This window comes from Photobacterium sagamiensis (assembly GCF_050337085.1).
GTDB lineage: Bacteria > Pseudomonadota > Gammaproteobacteria > Enterobacterales > Vibrionaceae > Photobacterium > Photobacterium sagamiensis.
In genome coordinates, this window is sequence record NZ_JAKJSP010000041.1 from 20,914 (window position 1) to 38,038 (window position 17,125).

At 42.5% G+C, this 17,125-nt stretch carries 15 protein-coding genes and 1 pseudogene; 10 read left to right on the forward strand and 6 right to left on the reverse strand.

The window, feature by feature from the left end:
* Window positions 1–2: 2 nt before the first annotated feature.
* Window positions 3–3,428 carry an intermembrane phospholipid transport YdbH family protein gene (locus tag L4D76_RS19135; RefSeq protein WP_428442485.1) on the reverse strand — a complete coding sequence of 1,142 codons (3,426 nt, stop codon included), beginning with the start codon at window positions 3,426–3,428 and terminating at the stop codon, window positions 3–5.
* Between the two features lie 412 nt (window positions 3,429–3,840).
* Between L4D76_RS19135 and L4D76_RS19140 the strand changes: the two genes are divergently transcribed.
* The gene (locus L4D76_RS19140; protein WP_428442486.1) at window positions 3,841–4,527 is read left to right on the forward strand and encodes a hypothetical protein; all 687 of its coding nucleotides are present in this window, start codon (window positions 3,841–3,843) and stop codon (window positions 4,525–4,527) included.
* A gap of 278 nt (window positions 4,528–4,805) precedes the next feature.
* On the opposite strand, the pseudogene L4D76_RS19145 reads toward L4D76_RS19140, so the two are convergent.
* Window positions 4,806–4,977, reverse strand: a pseudogene (locus L4D76_RS19145) (IS110 family transposase); the annotation flags it as partial.
* A 228-nt stretch (window positions 4,978–5,205) separates the two neighbouring features.
* On the opposite strand from L4D76_RS19145, the gene L4D76_RS19150 reads away from it, so the two are divergent.
* The 3 genes from L4D76_RS19150 (at window position 5,206) to L4D76_RS19160 (ending at window position 7,764) form a co-directional block, all read left to right on the forward strand.
* Window positions 5,206–5,775, forward strand: coding sequence for a 1-acyl-sn-glycerol-3-phosphate acyltransferase (locus tag L4D76_RS19150; RefSeq protein WP_428442487.1), 570 nt, complete (start codon window positions 5,206–5,208; stop codon window positions 5,773–5,775).
* 178 nt (window positions 5,776–5,953) lie between these two features.
* Window positions 5,954–6,673 carry an aspartate/glutamate racemase family protein gene (locus L4D76_RS19155; protein ID WP_428442488.1) on the forward strand — a complete coding sequence of 240 codons (720 nt, stop codon included), beginning with the start codon at window positions 5,954–5,956 and terminating at the stop codon, window positions 6,671–6,673.
* 197 nt (window positions 6,674–6,870) lie between these two features.
* Window positions 6,871–7,764, forward strand: coding sequence for a LysR family transcriptional regulator (locus L4D76_RS19160; protein WP_428442489.1), 894 nt, complete (start codon window positions 6,871–6,873; stop codon window positions 7,762–7,764).
* A 116-nt stretch (window positions 7,765–7,880) separates the two neighbouring features.
* Here L4D76_RS19160 and L4D76_RS19165 read toward each other — a convergent pair whose 3' ends face one another.
* Together L4D76_RS19165 and L4D76_RS19170 are read right to left on the reverse strand one after the other, a co-directional pair.
* Entirely contained in the window at window positions 7,881–10,583 is a 2,703-nt protein-coding gene (locus L4D76_RS19165) for a bifunctional acetate--CoA ligase family protein/GNAT family N-acetyltransferase (protein WP_428442490.1), read from the reverse strand.
* Between the two features lie 159 nt (window positions 10,584–10,742).
* Window positions 10,743–11,252: a DUF2301 domain-containing membrane protein gene (locus L4D76_RS19170; protein ID WP_428442491.1), complete on the reverse strand. Its 510-nt coding sequence runs from the start codon at window positions 11,250–11,252 to the stop codon at window positions 10,743–10,745.
* 139 nt (window positions 11,253–11,391) lie between these two features.
* On the opposite strand from L4D76_RS19170, the gene L4D76_RS19175 reads away from it, so the two are divergent.
* From L4D76_RS19175 to L4D76_RS19195, 5 genes are all read left to right on the forward strand, one after another.
* Complete coding sequence (locus L4D76_RS19175; protein WP_428442492.1) at window positions 11,392–12,018, forward strand: SPOR domain-containing protein; 627 nt, start codon at window positions 11,392–11,394, stop codon at window positions 12,016–12,018.
* 75 nt (window positions 12,019–12,093) lie between these two features.
* Window positions 12,094–12,651 carry a sugar O-acetyltransferase gene (locus L4D76_RS19180; RefSeq protein WP_428442493.1) on the forward strand — a complete coding sequence of 186 codons (558 nt, stop codon included), beginning with the start codon at window positions 12,094–12,096 and terminating at the stop codon, window positions 12,649–12,651.
* A 211-nt stretch (window positions 12,652–12,862) separates the two neighbouring features.
* Window positions 12,863–13,855 carry a D-alanine--D-alanine ligase gene (locus L4D76_RS19185; protein WP_428442494.1) on the forward strand — a complete coding sequence of 331 codons (993 nt, stop codon included), beginning with the start codon at window positions 12,863–12,865 and terminating at the stop codon, window positions 13,853–13,855.
* A gap of 143 nt (window positions 13,856–13,998) precedes the next feature.
* Window positions 13,999–14,193 (forward strand): YhfG family protein, encoded by a 195-nt coding sequence (locus tag L4D76_RS19190; protein ID WP_428442495.1) that lies wholly within the window; start codon window positions 13,999–14,001, stop codon window positions 14,191–14,193.
* The gene (locus L4D76_RS19195; RefSeq protein WP_428442496.1) at window positions 14,183–14,824 is read left to right on the forward strand and encodes a putative adenosine monophosphate-protein transferase Fic; all 642 of its coding nucleotides are present in this window, start codon (window positions 14,183–14,185) and stop codon (window positions 14,822–14,824) included. Before L4D76_RS19190 ends, L4D76_RS19195 begins: the two co-directional genes overlap by 11 nt.
* 42 nt (window positions 14,825–14,866) lie before the next feature.
* Here the strand turns inward: L4D76_RS19195 and L4D76_RS19200 are convergent, their stop codons facing one another.
* Window positions 14,867–15,838 carry a tyrosine-type recombinase/integrase gene (locus L4D76_RS19200; RefSeq protein WP_428442497.1) on the reverse strand — a complete coding sequence of 324 codons (972 nt, stop codon included), beginning with the start codon at window positions 15,836–15,838 and terminating at the stop codon, window positions 14,867–14,869.
* A 278-nt stretch (window positions 15,839–16,116) separates the two neighbouring features.
* Between L4D76_RS19200 and L4D76_RS19205 the strand changes: the two genes are divergently transcribed.
* Window positions 16,117–16,479 (forward strand): DUF3319 domain-containing protein, encoded by a 363-nt coding sequence (locus L4D76_RS19205; RefSeq protein WP_428442498.1) that lies wholly within the window; start codon window positions 16,117–16,119, stop codon window positions 16,477–16,479.
* A gap of 97 nt (window positions 16,480–16,576) precedes the next feature.
* Here the strand turns inward: L4D76_RS19205 and L4D76_RS19210 are convergent, their stop codons facing one another.
* Window positions 16,577–17,083, reverse strand: coding sequence for an ATP-dependent zinc protease family protein (locus L4D76_RS19210; protein WP_428442499.1), 507 nt, complete (start codon window positions 17,081–17,083; stop codon window positions 16,577–16,579).
* Between the last annotated feature and the right edge of the window lie 42 nt (window positions 17,084–17,125).

The following is a 17,125-nucleotide window of genomic DNA, read 5'->3' on the forward strand; positions in this document are numbered from 1 at the left end:
TGCTACTCATCTAAACCAAGCTGCTTTAAAAATAAACCTTCCAATTTGGGTGAATTGATCGCATTCATTGTTTTTATTAGTGCCGGTATGTCATCTTCGATGTTCAGGTTTAAATACACGGGCCGACCATTTTGAAATTCAGGGTTATGGCCTTTAAAACGTGAACTCGCTTTTAACTCTCCTTCTTTAGAATAGTCTATATTAATAGCAAGTGAGTCGTAGTTATAATTTTTGAGAATCTTACTAACAATCAGGATGCTGTTTTCTCCGGCGGCTTCAACATTTTGATCGATGGCTGAACCTTCTAAGTAGCGTAACACCCCGCCAGGGTAGCGTGACCGTAACTGACCATTACGGATAACGGGCAAACCGTCTTGAATTGCCAAAGGAAGTGATCCATCTAAAATACCTGTTAATTCAATCCCTTCTTGTTCAAGATTATCCATAATCTGCTTAAGATTGATACCATGTACAACAAAGGGAATATTTTCGATGTCAGTCAGGCTGCGGCTGGAAACATGCTGGGCGCTTATACTGCCGCCAAATACCTGGGCAAAAACTCGATTTAACTGATAACGATTCTGCCGGGTATCAAACTCAAATGCTGCTGTGATATTTTCAAAGAGTGTACCAAGGTGGAGTAATCCGACATGAATACTGATCGGATACCTTGATTTAATACCCTGTGGAGTAAATAGAGATGTGAAAGAAAGGTTCACATCGGCAAAGCGAAAGCCCTCAAAATATCCAGATAGCTGTTCAGCAAATAATGCGACATCTCCTGAAAGTTTGCCATTATCAAGCATTATATTAGCTTTCAGACTAATCGATCCTTTATATAAGTCATAGTTTATCGGTAAGTGCAGAAGATAGTACTTTTTTAGAGAACGTTTATTTGAAAAACGAATGGCATTACGGTGTAACTTAATTTGAGTCTTTTGCTTATTAAGATCTGATGCGACAGTGAATTCAAGCAACCGGGCGTTCTTACTATTAGTTAGCTGCCCTGCGATAATGACGTTAACAGGGGTCAGATCGATATTTCCCTGACTGGAAAATGACGGAAGGCGTTGGTTATTTTGCTTGATACGGAGGGTGGTCAGGTAGTCTGTTTTAATTCTCAGGTTAGTATCGATTGGTTTTACCAGGGTAAACTTACTCAGATCCAGCTCAAGCTTTCCATTGTATTTTTGCACAGGTAGCTGGCTTTTACTCTTCAATGATTTTTTACCGGATTGCTGAGTTTGCTGGCTATCGGAAATGATCTTTTCAGCATAGAAGTCAGCAGAAAAACGCGCCTGGCTATCTTGTGGTTGGTTGAGAATGAATTGGCCTGCGGGCTGTGATGAATACTGTTTCAGTTTTAACGCAGTAATAGCCAGTTTAAGGTCGGTTGCCTGACCTGTATGAAGATCGGGATGTCCTGAAAACAGTAAATTGGCTGCGTTTATCTTTATGTTTTCAAGCAATAGCGTGTTTTCGACTAAGGCCGTATTTGTAATAGTTCCGGTATCTTTATAAGAGGTTGCGCTTTCAGGCTGCACAGGAGTTGTCATGGCTGACCATTGCAAAGCGATATCAGAAGAAAAGGAAACTTGATTAATTTTAATCGTCTTAGAAGGATACAGTTGTTCTGTCGAGCCATTAACTCCCGCCGTTATGTGACAGCGTAATGATTGTTCTGCGCACGTTAACTGATTGATTAAAAAAGACAGTTTAGTATTAGTCTGTTTGTTTTTAAGTGATAGTTTCTCATTTCTATCTGTTAGGGTGAGCTGTAGTTGCTTATTTTGATAGTGGGCAGTTAAGTTAAGTTGCCCATCCGTTTCGATCTCAATATCAGAGATAGCGTTCTGTTTTTGTTGTTTGCTGTTCTGCAACGGTTTAGCTTGCTGCTGAGCTGTTATATCTGATTTTGTATTTAGCTTTTCTGACTCGATGTCGTGCTCTGGAGGGGCAACATACAGCAGATGAGCAGGTGGCGCATATCGGTTTAAATCAATCGAAATAGTGGAAGGAAGCTGAATTTCCAGTTGATAGTTGGCGCTAATGAGCTTGTTATCCACTATCTGGTTTTTTTCAGGGCCTTCAATTTGATGAGCCGTAATGATGATAGGTTCAGTTAATAAGGCATTGGGAAGACCATAGAGCTTGAGGCGGTCAGTCAGATCTCTGGTGTTGCGGAAGTTGGCTTTACACGTCAGTGTTTTTGGGAGAGGTTGATGAAAACGAACCTCTGCCCGACAATCCAGCGCATTACCTTTAGGGCCTGACATTACCGCGGTAAAACGAGCTTCTTGTGCATTTAAATGTTTAATATGAAAATTTATATCGTAGGGTTCCGGGCCTAACGCTTTTCCTTCTAATGTCAATTTTGCCAGCTTTGTTGGTTTTCCCGGTTGTTGGCTCGGTGTTTCTAATAATAACTTTGAATCAATGATTAACTCTCCGTAGCTGAACTCTTTTACCTTGAGTTTTTGAAAAGGCAATTGTGCCAGGTTCGCAATTACCTGGCCGAGATGGAGCCCTTGATGCTCTGTGTCAGGTTTTTCAATAAAAGCGGGCAACGATACAGGTTGATCCAATACGGCTTTATCTGCCAGTAACCTGATGCTGTCAGTTGGCTGATCGATATCCATTTGCAAAGAGATATTGCTGAGTTGTTGTTTAAAGCCCTTAATGAGCGTTTTCCATTGCGGATTAAGCTGTTCTATGTGTACCGACAAGGGGGTGGCGTCAGGCTGCCAGGCAATTGAAAAATTTGCTTTACTAAAGTTGAGCGGATAATGGGGGGATGACGATAGGTTAGGGAAAAATAAAGTTAAGTCGCCTTGTTTGATGAAACCCGTTATCGTAAATGCCGGTTTGGTGGCCAGTACCAAATCAACATTGTTGATCACTTGCTTAACTTGCATCTGCTTGTCGTCACTGTGAAAAGCTGCAACCGTAATTTTCTTAGCATGGGCGCTGAAAATGTAGGGTTCAGACAAGTCAGTAAAATTCAGGGCGGTATTGGTTAAATGGATATGCTGTAGTCTGATCCCTTGCTTCTTGAGAAACGACTCCACCATAGGAGTTAATTTTATCTCTGTTTTTTCTGCAAACAGTCGCCAGGATGACGCAGAGATGGCACTTTCAGCATCGACATAGCGACCCAATGTAATATTGTGGAAAGTTAACGCCGTTTTACTAATGGATACCGAAACTTCTTCAATGACCAGCCCCTGGTGAAAACTTATTCCTGAGATTGCTTTTATCTCGATCCCTTTTGTCGCCAGCCAGGGCGGAATAAAAATAGCAGGAATGAGTAATACGCAGAAAAAGATCAACACAGCATAGCGTATATACCGTTTCCTTCGCGGCTTGACGCTTTGATCCCGCAAAGAAGGCGGTGTTGCTGGTGGTTGTATCGGCTTTGGCTCATTCATCAATCGTTCATATAACCTCGTAGGACAAGTGAAGCGATAAAATGTCAGCTCATCAATTCATCTTCATCTGGTGATAAGGGCATCATTACGTTATCAAGAACATACCTTTAGCCTGAAAGGCTCTTTTAAAGCATATACCCAAACAGTGATAACCAAAGTGGGAATTTTTATGACGCCTATCAATCATTAAGCTTTAGATATCAAAATAAGCGTTGCAGAGCGAAGCCTGAGTCGTGTTCAGCTAGATAGTGGTGTGGTTCATCTCACTAAAGTATGGCGAAAAATACCAATCAACAAGTTAATAGTTCACCGCTGTAAGATTAAGTTGTTGAAATTATACAAATTAAAAGTTGGTCTGTGTTTTGCTCTGCTGTTATGTATAAAAGCATGAGTTGTCGAAAAAGGAGTGACAATGAAAAGGGCAAATTACACATTAACCGTAATGATTCTGGCCGTAGCAGCTTTGTTTACAACCGTCGCAACGTATGCCATCTCGGCGACAGATGAAGAACGTATTATTACGGATGAAATTAAACTATCAGCAAGTATGTTAGCTGATAATAACAGTCAGTTGACGTTGAATGTGCCGGTTGGTCAGGTTGAGATCAAAGTGGCTGACAGCGACGTTGTCACAATACTTGTCAAAATAGAGAATAAAGATGTTAGCTGGCCATTTTCTAAGGTCGATTTAGACAGTGTTGAGCTAAGTAAACATATTGAGGAAAACCAGATAACCCTGGAGCTGACGGAAGATGATATTAAGCAAGAATGGCAACTGATACTGCCACGCCAGCTCGCTATTGCACTTAATATAGGTGTGGGTAATGCTGATATCCAATCACTTAGCCAGTCTCTCGATGCAAATGTTGGTGTGGGCTCTGTTTGGGTAAGTGTTGATAATATTGATTATAACCAAATGGAGATCTCCGTTGGTGTGGGTGAGATCCAATTGCAAGGTTTTAACCATGGGCAAATATTGAAAGAACGCGTCGTGGTATCAGATCACGTATCGTACCAAGGAAAGGGGACTCATAACGTGATGGTAGAGATAGGCGTGGGTGATGTAAATATTCGCCAGCAATTTTCTGAACAAATCTAAGAACTGCTTTTGCATAGCTAAACGAATGACGAGATGAATAGCCAGACAATACCTGGCTATTCAAATTAGTGACTAAATTATCAGTCTGGTAAGAAATTTATCGGGGAAAACACTTTAATTTCTGCAAATCCATTCATTAATGTGACTGTTTCTTTGTCTCAGACATCTCAATTTGCCCGGGGTAGCGGAGCGTAGTTAAGGTATGTCAGCCAATTGCGAGAAATATTATCGTATTCTTCAATACAGGTATCTTCTCGTTCCACTTTATACTCTTCATCAATCATCTGGCCGATATAAGGTTCAAGTATTCTCATTAATTGCTTCGGGAGAAGCTTTAATCTCTCGGTGGACACAGATCTCTCCATCATGGTTGATGATGCAGACATATAAAGAACGGGCATGGAGATCTATACCGCAGTAATAAGGGTGGTTCTTCGTATAAAATTGCATATGAGTCTTCTCCGTATTTTTGGTTTTGTCGCCTTCCAGCATACTCCTATGGGGCATGTTGTCGGAGAAGGCCCAATAAGTATCAAAGCTATCAAGGTGATGCATTAGACTTGATAGTTTTGGCATGAAGTTCGGTGTGTTTAATGTTGGCACATCTTATGGCAGGCGTTAGCCGAAATCGGACTCCATAGAATTTTTTACAATTATTAATAATGGTATTTCTATAAAATGTTTAAGTTTATTTTTCGTCTATTGTTTAGACTTCAAGGTTGGAAAGTACGTGATTTACCGCCTTCTGATATCAGAAATTGTGTAATGGTCGGTGCTCCTCATACGAGTAATTGGGATTTTGTTTTTACAATGGCAGCTTGCGATTATATGAACTTACCTCACCCACGTTTTACAATAAAAAAGGAATGGATGCGCTTTCCATTTAACCTAATTCTTGAACCTATGGGGGCGATTCCAATTGACCGTTCAGAAAAAAAACCGGGTGAAAAGCGCCCTAAAATGGTAGATGAAATGGTTAAATTCATTGAAGCCTCAGATGGTATAACCGTTTTAGTAACACCAGAAGGTACGAGGGGGCCTGCCAAACGGTGGAGAACAGGTTTTTATCAAGTCGCAATGAAATCTCAAGTGCCAATACTTTTAGGGTACTTGGACTATAACAAGCGTGAAGTTGGGGTTGGTAAGGTTATTTACCCAAGTGGTGACTTAGAAAAAGATTTACGCCAAATATGGGACTTTTATAGTACGATTCCGCCGCGATATCCAGAAAGGTATATACAGCTTTAATCGTAAAATATCAGGGCTTGAATATTTTACATAACAGGGGATTATCGGCTGTAAAGCCATCAAGGTGATGCATTACACTCGGTATTTTTGGTATGGAGTTAGGTGTGTTGGCTAGTTCAGTGTTAGCACACCTTATTGTAGGAGTTATATTGCCTTTTAAATTATGGAGAACAACAACGTGAAAACAATAGGAATGTTAGGTGGTATGAGCTGGGAATCCACCGCGAGCTATTACAAAGCAATCAATGAAGGTGTTAAGTCTGAGCTTGGCGGCCTTCATTCAGCAAAAATTTGCCTATATAGCGTGAATTTCGATGAAATTGAAAAGTTACAACATAAAGGGAAATGGAACGAAACGGCATTAATACTATCCAATGCAGCTAAATCAGTTGAAGCTGGCGGTGCTGACTTTTTAATGATTTGTACCAATACAATGCATAAAGTTGCTCCAGAAATTGAGGGGAATATTTCTATCCCAATTCTTCATATTGCTGATGCGACAGCTAATAAATTAGTTGCTGATGGAGTTAAAAAGGTTGGGTTGCTTGGTACTCGTTTCACAATGGAGCAGGATTTCTATAAAAGTCGTTTAGTCGATAATTTTGGTATAGACGTAGTTGTTCCTAATACCAATGAGCAGACAGTTGTTCACAACATAATTTATGATGAATTGTGTCGAGGCATCATCAACTCTCAGTCGAGAGAGCAATACTTGAGTATCATAAATGGATTACATGAACAGGGTGCTGAAGCTGTGATATTAGGGTGTACTGAAATAGCTCTACTTATCCAACAAGAACATACACGAGTACCATTGTACGACACGACTGAAATTCATGCTGCTCAGGCTGTTCAATTAGCAATATCAGATGACATGCAATATTTTCAGACAACGTAATTATCGATTAATGCTAAGTTCAGCAATTGGTTAGCGTGATGTTCTTATTGACTCAATAGTTTACGGGATATACCGTATCAGAAATGTTTAATTTGGCATCTAAATACCCTTTACGCATGCATGGTTATAACCAATGAATGTTTTGGTACGCAAAATCGAGTTATTTTCGAGCAGAATGCTTCAGGGTAGGAGAAGTTATGAATAAGTTGTTATCTTTTGAAGCATTACTTGTGTTGGATGCGATTGACCGTCGTGGGAGTTTTGCTGCGGCTTCAGAAGAACTTGGCAGAGCACCATCGTCATTGAGTTATCAGGTTCAAAAACTCGAACAAGATTTAGATCTGGTGATCTTTGACAGATCAGGGCATCGCGCGGTCTTTACCAAAGCTGGTCAACTGTTATTGGAACGAGGGCGTCTGCTTCTTTCTGCGGCAGATGACATGATTTCAGATGCCAGTGCGCTTGCCCATGGTTGGGAGTTGGATATCAACATTGCTTTTGATGGTCTGGTTAGCCTGAAAGGGATGTTACCGCTGGTGGATGAACTGGGTAAAAAAAGTAAAACACGAATTCGATTTACAGAAGAAATTCTGGCCGGGGGGTGGGAGGCGTTAGCTCAGAATCGCGCTGACATTTTAATTGCATCGGCGCCGAGTGTTGCGCCTCCGGAAGTCAAAATACAGCCACTGGGCAAACTCGATACCGTTTGGGTTGCACACCCTGATCATCCCATCCACCAACATGACAACCCGTTAGATCCTGCTGTTCGCCTTCAATATCGTGGTATTGCCGTTGCTGATACAGCGCGAAACATGCCTCCGTTATCGCACAATATTTTAGATGAACAACCCTTGCTTACTGTCAGTACGATGAATGATAAATTGATCGCCCTGAAAGAAGGGCTTGGCATTGGAACCTTATCACATTGCTATGCCTCTGATGCGCTAGCAAAGGGTGAACTGGTCGTGATTGGTGATGATCCTGTTTATGAAATAGAGATGGTCCTGGCCTGGAATCGTAGCCAAATGGGCAAAGCGAAAATATGGTGTATTAAACACATAGAGAATTTGTGGAAAAAAAAGTTGCAGTAAGAACCGCGACTGCAGGGAATAATAAACAAGATTGATATAAAATTCAGGCGCTCATTATGACTAAGCGCCTTTTCATTTTTAGCTGATTTTCTACGCCATCATCGAAGAATCGACCGTTAAGTATCAGAATTGAGAGGAAGCAACATCTCAACAATGCCATCTTCCATCTGAATATCGATTTGAAAGCCAACTTTCTGCGCCAGCATAATCATCCCGCGGTTGGAAGGCATAGTCATTCCGGTCATACGAACCATACCTCGCTGCGTGCAGTAGCGAATGATTTTATCCATTAATATCCGGCCTAACCCGATGCCTTTTAAGTCAGATCTAACCAGAATAGCAAACTCGGCTTCTTGATTGTCGGGGTCAGATAATGCACGAGTTACCCCTAAAATGATCTCTTCTTTTTCACCTTTTTCGTTGGTGATCTCGCTGGTGGCGACAAATGCCATTTCACGGTCGTAATCAATTTGGGTCAGGTTTGCCAGTGCTTCATGGTTAAATTCGCCCATATCAGAGAAAAAGCGTTTATACAGATCATCCACCGATACTGCAGAGATAAAGGCTTTATGTTTTGGTTCATCTTCCGGAAGAATCGGACGCAGCAAAATGGCACGGCCATCTTTTAAAGTGAATCGCTCTTCATGTTCTTTAGGATAAGGTCGAATAGCTAATCGAGCCTGTTTGTCACCTTTAAAATGCCGAATCGTCATCGAGGCATCAATTACTGTCATATCATCGCCGGCAGCCAGTAGCGGGTGAATATCAAAATCAACAATTTCAGGGCAATCGATGATCAGTTGAGATATTTTCACCAGTAACTGGCACAGGGCGGAAATGTCGAGACGCTCAGGCAGATTGCGGTGTTTAACTTTCCCCGTTTTAATCGCATTAATAACCAGATAGCGTGCCAGTGCCATGTTTAATGGCGGAATAGCAACGGCTGCATCTTTGTGTATATCCCAGGCTGCGGCATCATCACCAATCAGAATGACAGGCCCGAAGACAGAATCGTTATGAACTGAAATTCGCAGTTCCTGGGCTCCGGCACGATTCGCCATTCGTTGTACCAGTAAACCGTCAATACGCGCACTCGGATAGTTCAGCGCTACTCGGTCTAAAATAGCCTGGGCGCCATTAGCGACTTCTGCAGCATTACGTAAATGTAGCAACACACCATGTATTTCCGATTTGTGGCGAATATCGGGCGAACGGAGTTTTACGGCAACCGGGTAGCCAATCTGTTCAGCAATGTGCACGGCTTCTGCAGAATCAGAAGCTATCCAGGTTGGCAGCGTTTTAAAGCCATAACTTTCCAGTACAGGACGCACTTCATGCGTTTCCAAATGAGATATACCCTGAGAAATCATATGATTCAGCACATCATGAACATGGTGAGGGTTACAGGGTGTTTCACCAAATGAAACGGGTGTTTCCATCAGTTGTTTCTGGTTTTGCCTGTACTCAACCAGGTGCATAAATGCGGAGATGGCACTCTCAGGTGTTCGATAGGCAGGAAAGCCAGCTTCAGTGAAAGTCTGACGTGAGATAATCGCTTCATTCTCGCCAGTCCAATTACTTAAAATGTTAAATCGCTTAGTACGAGGGTGTGATTGAAGCACACTCACCAAGCGCTTGGCGGTTTCGTTCCCCGGGGCAATGGCTGACGGTGAGTGTATGATCAGTAAAGCATCAAAATCGTCACTATCGAGAAGGATCTCAATCGCTTTCACATAACGGGTAATATCAGCATCGCCGATAATATCGATGGGGTTAGCGTGTGACCAGCAAGTCGGTAATACATCAGAGAGCTTCGCCATTGTTTCAGGGCTTAACGCGGCTAATTTACCACCGCGTTCAGATAAGGCATCAACGGCCATAATTGCCGGACCGCCACCATTGGTGAGAATGGCTAATCGCTCACCGCGCAGCGGAACGGAATGAGCTAATGTTTCAACCGCTGTAAACAACTCATGGGTATTGTTGACTCGTAGCATACCAGAGCGTCGAATGGCGGCGTCATAAACCGCATCCAGCCCGACTTCACCTCCAGTGTGCAAGTGTGCCGCTGCGCTACCAGCCCGGGTTCGGCCACTTTTCAGTACCAATATCCGACGATTACGAGCAGCAGCTCGGGCTGCAGACATAAAGCGGCGGGCATCTTTGATCGAATCCACATAAAGCAAAATGGCTTCTGTTTTGCTGTCGCGGCACAGGTAATCGAGTAGCTCTGCAAAGTTGATGTCGCTGGCATCACCGATAGAGAGGAAAGTCGAGAAACCGATACTTTTGTTCTTCGCCCAATCCAGAATGGTGGTGCATACTGCAGCAGACTGAGAAATAAAAGCGATATTGCCTTTATTTGCGGCAATAGGAGAGAAAGAGGCATTCAGGTTAAGCCACGGCAGAATCAATCCCATACTGTTTGGGCCAACAATGCGCATACCATGTTTTTTTGCAACTTGGCACATGCGTGCTTCTTCTGTTTGCCCGTCACTATTAAGAGGCGCATTCATACCCGCAGCCAGCACAATAGCGACCTTAACGCCTTTTTTACCAAGCTGATCGATAATATCGACATTGCGGTGAGCGTTGGTACAAACAATGGCTAAATCTGGAATTCGGGGCAGACTATCAATCGTAGGGTAGGCAAGTACGCCGGCAACGGAGTCATATTTTGGGGTTACAGGCATAATAGGGCCGTGAAAGCTGCCTGACAGCAAATTACGGATCACCACATTTCCGGCGCGATTGGGATTATCTGATGCACCAATTACCGTAATGGATTTCGGCTTAAGGAGTTTATCCAATCCACGCATATTTTCACCCCGAATTAATATCTTAAATATCAGCCTGCTAAACTTTTATAGTAGCTAAACCGCGGGAGAGTTTCCGGCTAAAGTGTGGGGGCTGTGATCAAACCCAAGCACTTTTAAATAAGCGCTTGAGTTTGAGAGTCTGGTTGCCGTTTTGTAGGGCTAGACCTGATAGCGGGTTTTGTCACCAATGTCGTAATGAAGTGGCATGCGCCATTTAGAGAATGCAGCAACGGCTAATAATATGGCACCAAATATGCCAAACACCATGCTGATTTGAGGTTGATTAAATACCAGGCAAAACCAAAAACCGGCAAGGACAACAGGTGTCGCTAACAGTGCCTTTAACTGAAAGCAAAAATATTCTTTAATCGCCAGTGCGCTAAAGGTAAATAAAGCGGCACCTAATGCCAAAGGCTGCCATAACCCGGTTAATAGCCAAATTGCCGCGAATAGCCCGCTTCCCTGAATTAACCAGCGAAAGCGTTTGTCATAAATATGAACGGTGCTGGATGCGATTAATGCGGCAATAACCAATGCCGAGGTAGCAATATCAGCTTCCCAGGCAACGATAGACATGACAGCTGCCGAAAAGGTAAGAGCACAGCGATAAAGCAAGACAGTCAGTTTATCTAACCCGTCTAAATTGCTCTTAATGTGAGGATCGGCCATTGTTTACTCCAATATTGTTAAAAACATTGTATTGTACTGTTGATAATATCGAAATAGAATCAGATTCATGTGACATGTGGCTGATAGTTATTGATCTAACGTAACGTTAGGGTTGATTGGGACTCCATCCGGCGGCAAAATGAAAACAGAAAATCGTTTTGGCAGAGTAGTAATGAAAAAAATCGCCGTTTTAGCCGTCGTAACGGCATTAGCCGGTTGCGCATCAGATAATGAAACAATACAGATCATCAGTTCATCGTCGGAAGAGGTTTACTCTACCGAGCAGTTAACTTCGATGGCGCAAATGCGTGAGGCCAAGGCTGAGAAAGAGTCTATTGCCCTAAAAGAGGAAGTGGTTAAGTCTCCCGTCCAAAAGGTGGTCAGGGTTGATTCATCGAAAGAGCTTCAGTCATCGAAAGTGCCGCCAGCTAAAAAACAGGCAAAACCGACGCAAACCAAGCCAAGTTATAAGTATTCGACCATTGCAAGTCGCGGTTTTACCATTCAAGTGTTAGCACTTAGTCATAATCAGAGTTTTACAACCTATATGAATAAGCTGCCTTCAAACCAACCGGTATGGATGAATAAGAAAAAACTTGAAGGTCTGCCTTGGTATACCTTGTTATTTGGTCAGTATGAAACACGAGCAGAAGCGAAAATAGCATTAAAAGCCTTACCGCAAGATGTGAAAGCTTATGGTCCGTTTATTCGGAGCCTGGATGATATTAAAGCGTCTGCTACCCCAAAATTAACAAAGTTAAATTAGTCATGAACAACAAAGAAAAAGAGAGCTTGTATGCTCTTTTTTTCTGATAAGCTCTTTTATTTAAGCAGACTAGCAATGATAACTGAATTAGAAAAAATGCGTTCTGGTGAACTGTTCGATGGCGGCGATTCGGAAATAAGCGCGTTACGACAGCAAGCAGAACTCACCTTACTGAAAATCCAATCCTCCGGATCCGACCAGCATCCTGAGCTGTTCAGGCAACTGTTCGGCTCTTTTGGTCAGGACTCTTTTGTCCGCACGCCTTTCAGCTGTGAGTTTGGACAAACCGTGCATATTGGTGATCATACCTTCATCAATGCCGGTGTGATCATGCTCGATGGTGCAGATATTCGTATCGGCAATAATGTACTGATTGGCCCTGGTGCACAGTTCTATACTCCGACCCATTCTTTGGATCACCATTCACGCAGAAGGTGGGAAACCTGGTGCAAGCCCATTACCGTTGAGGACGATGTCTGGATTGGAGGCAATGTTTCGATTTGTCAGGGCGTTACCATCGGAACCCGCTCGATAGTGGCCGCGGGTAGTGTGGTGACTAAAGATGTTCCGCCAGACGTAATGGTTGGCGGTGCGCCAGCCAAGGTCATAAAAATGCTGGTTAATGCTCAATAGTTAGTCATCTTAACCGCTGTAAGACTTACTTTTGATATATTTAACTATTACTAATTATGAAAGGTGCAATAGTTCTCTATTTTTTATTACTATGGAAGTCGATTTATAGCTTTGGCGTGTCTCTTTTCGAACTTATCAGCTTACGTCAAAGCAGTGATAACAATAATATCGGCTGGCTCGAATAGCCGACTATGTACTACAAAGGATGATCATGAGCTCGATCCATGTTTTATTACTGTGTGGCGGTGGTAGTGCCGAACACGAAGTCTCTCTCGTCTCGGCGAACTATATTGAAGAGCAACTCAAGCGTATTGAAGATATCACCTATACACGTGTTGAGATGAAAGAAGATGGTTGGTTTGATACGAACAACACACCATGCCAACTTAACCTGGATCGCTCTTTACAGGTCGGAGATGAAAAAACATCCGTTAACTATGTGATCCCTTGTGTTCACGGTTATCCAGGCGAAACAGGGGATTTACAATCTTTCTTAGACATGGCGGGATTGCCTTATCTTGGGTGTGGCGCAGAGGCCAGTACCAATTGCTTCAATAAAATCACCACCAAGTTATGGTTTGATGCTCTGAACATTCCTAATACCCCCTATGTATTCTTAAGTGAAAACAATGAATCAGCACATCAAATAGCGGACTCTGCGTTTGATGACTGGGGTAAGGTGTTTGTCAAAGCGGCTTGTCAGGGCTCATCTGTTGGTTGTTACAATGTCACCAGCAAGGATGAGTTAGCAGAAGCTGTAAACAAAGCCTTCACATATTCAAACCAGGTACTGATTGAAAAAGCAATTAGACCTCGTGAACTGGAAATAGCTGCTTATCAGTATGGCGATGAAATCGTGATCACCAAACCGGGTGAAGTGTCATGCCCGGATGATAAATTCTACAGTTACGAAGAAAAATACAGTGCCGACAGCCATTCCGTTACAACGGTTGAAGCTCAAAACCTGACTGATGAACAAGTTGAGCAGATCCGTGGTTTTGCACGCAAAGCGTTCATTCAAATGAAACTGAAAGACTTGTCGCGGATTGATTTTTTCCTAAGTGAAGATGATGAGATTTTACTAAACGAAATCAATACGTTCCCAGGGATGACGCCGATATCCATGTTCCCGAAAATGCTGGAACATAATGGCCATAAATTTTCAGCTTTCATTGAAAGTGCAATTAAATCAGCAGCGAAGTAATACTGTAATCAGTTAGATGCAGTAGAAGTTGCAGAGCTTGTATCTATCGCCAGTCAGCTTTTCTGATTTTGCAGAATGATGCTTTACTGGCGTTTTTAATGATACCTGTAATACTCGTTAATAGATGTTCAACAAGGAGCCCTATGCTAACGAAGAAGCAAAAAAGTGAACATTTTAAATGTTTGCAAGCTCGTAATTACCGAGCAAGTCTTCAATTAGAAGGGTTCGATATTGAGCCAACAAAGCTCAAGTTTGCGAATGGAAATCATGGCGAAAAGCCAAAGACTTTGAGTGAATCTGAACTAATTGCCAATTTAAAGCAACGCTATGCGAGATAAGTATGGAGTAAGCCAAGACCCAGATTGCTACCCGGGCAGCTCGGTGTTGGTTAATAATTTGTCGATTTTTGATGACGATGAACTTGCCCTTGCCGAGCGAGACTTTACCAAGGTGCGAGCCGAACACTTTGAGCCTGAATTCGATCAATTTAACCTTCAATACCTGAAAAAAATCCACCATCTCTTATTTCAAGATTTATATCACTGGGCAGGTCAGGTAAGGCGAGTCGACATCACCAAAGGCCAGACTCGTTTCTGCCATGTTCATAATATTGAACGAGAAGCTGAACGCCTGTTTGCAGCGCTGGCACAAGATAACTACCTTTGTGGCCTTCCTTTTGATCGTTTTATCAAACAGATAGCCCATTACTATTGCGAACTAAACGTTATCCATCCGTTTAGAGAAGGCAATGGCCGTGTACAACGCATCTTCTTTGAAATACTGGCCATTAACGCGGGTTACGAAATCTGTTGGGAAGGGATCAATCTTAAAGAATGGGTTGATGCCAACCAGGCTGGGTATTTTGGCCACTTAAGCGCATTAGAGAAGCTGTTTGAACGCATTACCGTTCACATCGACGTCCATCAGGGCTATCGTGAGCACTGGAATGACAGTCCAAGTTCAACGTAGTAATAAAAAACCTGTTGAAGTCGTTTAGGTATACTCCAACATTTAATGTTCCCAAGGTTTCTCTTTCACAAATTTCGCGATTTCCTGATCGCGTTTCTCTGTATTTCCTACATATTGTGCAGGCATTGCCGGGCTTTTCCAACGCCCCTGAGTTTGTATCTCACTAATAGATAAACCTGAATCGGCCAGATCTTTAACCGCTCCGACCCTCGGTGACTGACCAGAGAAAATAACTTTCGCAGGTAACCCCAGCTCTTCACTGGCGCGACGGAACACGCGATAGATAGAGGAGTGGTCTAGCGGTTTATCACCAATGTTACTGTGCCGATCGATACGCCGGAACACAAAACCCGAATCAATAATACTAACGACTAACCAGCGTTGCAGAGCTTTCGACGCAACGTCACTAAGAGAAATAACGCGATCGTCGATAATGATATTGATAAGTCCATTGCTCTCGACTTCCAGTTTATCTACCGTCAGATCTGCAAGTTCACTGCGTTTTAACATGGCTTCAAAAGCAACGGCCCAGATTGCGACATCACGGATATCTTTGACCTTAGGAGAAAAGTCGAGGAGCGCTATTAACTGCTGAAGGTGGTCATCTCGGAAACCTTTGGCATGGCGATAATCATCGTGCTTCTCAAAACGTTGCTTACGCATAGCGAGTTTTACTTCAGTGTGCGAGCAAGGGTCGGGCAGAGCATGGCAACGATGAATTAGCCCAATAGTGACAATGTAACGCTTTAGACTGGCAAGTTTGCGCGTCTTAGACATCATCTCAATATAATTATGCACGGTCTGAACCGAAGCTGGCAGGGCTGACGCCTTATTCGCCAGGCAATAGGCCACAAAGTTGTTCCAGTCGTTTTTAAAGGCAACTAAGGTATTCTTGGCGTAACGATGATGGGTCAAGGATTGCCATAACTCGATTCCGTCCATAACTTGTGAAAAAGCAGATAGGCTGATTTTTCGTTGCTGATTGTTTTGAATCGCGGGAATGTTTTTAGCCATTTATCGTCCACCTAGTGCACTATAACTATATTAGTGTAGATCTAAATATACCCTCTATTATCGAAAAAGGAAGATAAGAACACAAAAACAACATTTAATCGCTTAATAGCATGGAGAAAACTATACAGAATCAATGGTTAATGCTTCAATAATATCAATTGATAAGTGCTTCAATATAAGAAAAACAATCGTCATCAATACTGTAAGAGCTTAATTATGTTTACTATTGGTAACAGCAGCTTGGCTAGCTTTTGGAATCGTGTAACGAAGGAGCAGATATGAAAAAGAGACTGTTCCATCGCAGTTACAACATTGAAAACGCATCTGGTGAACACGATGGTTGGAAAACAACCATCAACGGTAATACTATATCTGGTCGTTTAGCGTTACTAAAGAAAAGCGTTGATTGGTGGTGCGACACGAAAACTTTTTTGCCACCTGAAAGCTTCATTGGTACTGGATCTAATCAAAATCAGCAAGCAGCCTCGAACACTGAAGACTACAGGGGCTTCAAACTCATGAATGACAGCGGCAAACCAAATGACTGGTACGTTATTCTAAGAGGGCAACTTTTGAAAGGTTCTCCCGTTGCCATTAAAAGGCATCTTGATCTGGTGATTGAAAAACTCAGTAAAAAATGAATCTACTGAACTAAGCATCTTGAGCTGGTTAGGTATACAAACAAAATGCCCAATAGGGCATTTTGTATAAGGTATAAAAAGAAGAATAGGGGATTGGTTAATCGTCTTCGTCTTCCTTTTCAACGTCAACCAGATAACTACCTTCAAGCCAGTTACGTCCAATCAGTAATTTATAATCCAGCTTGCTGCGATCTCTCAGATTGACTGCTACCGTCTTATGCTCACCATTCCAACCAAGATCCATTTTAACTGCATATCGACGTTCTACGCCCTGAGCATTGCGGATCTTACTGACTTTAATTATTCGGCCCTTGAACTTGGTTTTTTCACCGTTTTCATTAATTGAAGTAAACTCAACAGTTTCTCCTAAGTGATCACGCATATCATCGCTATCACTTTCTTCACCCGTCACTTTAATATCAACAGCATGGATAGATGTTGTGGCTGCGCCAGTATCAATGCGAGCTTTGTAGTCCATATCAAGCTGATGAACCTTTATTGTTTCAACCTGGCCAACAATGGATTTGTGATCTTTGGTGCTTGCCATGGCAAAACTGGATGTGGCTGAAAGCAAAATCACCGCTGATAATAGAATTTTATTCACATAGTCTCCAATAAGGTAGCTGTTCGTCTTAATATGAATAGT

Excerpts from the sequence above, each read along its gene's own strand:
- L4D76_RS19135 (WP_428442485.1), bottom strand. The coding sequence starts at position 3,428 with ATGAATGAGCCAAAGCCGATACAACCACCAGCAACACCGCCTTCTTTG.
- L4D76_RS19140 (WP_428442486.1), top strand. The coding sequence starts at position 3,841 with ATGAAAAGGGCAAATTACACATTAACCGTAATGATTCTGGCCGTAGCA.
- L4D76_RS19150 (WP_428442487.1), top strand. The coding sequence starts at position 5,206 with ATGTTTAAGTTTATTTTTCGTCTATTGTTTAGACTTCAAGGTTGGAAA.
- L4D76_RS19160 (WP_428442489.1), top strand. The coding sequence starts at position 6,871 with ATGAATAAGTTGTTATCTTTTGAAGCATTACTTGTGTTGGATGCGATT.
- L4D76_RS19165 (WP_428442490.1), bottom strand. The coding sequence starts at position 10,583 with ATGCGTGGATTGGATAAACTCCTTAAGCCGAAATCCATTACGGTAATT.
- L4D76_RS19170 (WP_428442491.1), bottom strand. The coding sequence starts at position 11,252 with ATGGCCGATCCTCACATTAAGAGCAATTTAGACGGGTTAGATAAACTG.
- L4D76_RS19175 (WP_428442492.1), top strand. The coding sequence starts at position 11,392 with ATGAAAACAGAAAATCGTTTTGGCAGAGTAGTAATGAAAAAAATCGCC.
- L4D76_RS19180 (WP_428442493.1), top strand. The coding sequence starts at position 12,094 with ATGATAACTGAATTAGAAAAAATGCGTTCTGGTGAACTGTTCGATGGC.
- L4D76_RS19185 (WP_428442494.1), top strand. The coding sequence starts at position 12,863 with ATGAGCTCGATCCATGTTTTATTACTGTGTGGCGGTGGTAGTGCCGAA.
- L4D76_RS19190 (WP_428442495.1), top strand. The coding sequence starts at position 13,999 with ATGCTAACGAAGAAGCAAAAAAGTGAACATTTTAAATGTTTGCAAGCT.
- L4D76_RS19195 (WP_428442496.1), top strand. The coding sequence starts at position 14,183 with ATGCGAGATAAGTATGGAGTAAGCCAAGACCCAGATTGCTACCCGGGC.
- L4D76_RS19200 (WP_428442497.1), bottom strand. The coding sequence starts at position 15,838 with ATGGCTAAAAACATTCCCGCGATTCAAAACAATCAGCAACGAAAAATC.
- L4D76_RS19205 (WP_428442498.1), top strand. The coding sequence starts at position 16,117 with ATGAAAAAGAGACTGTTCCATCGCAGTTACAACATTGAAAACGCATCT.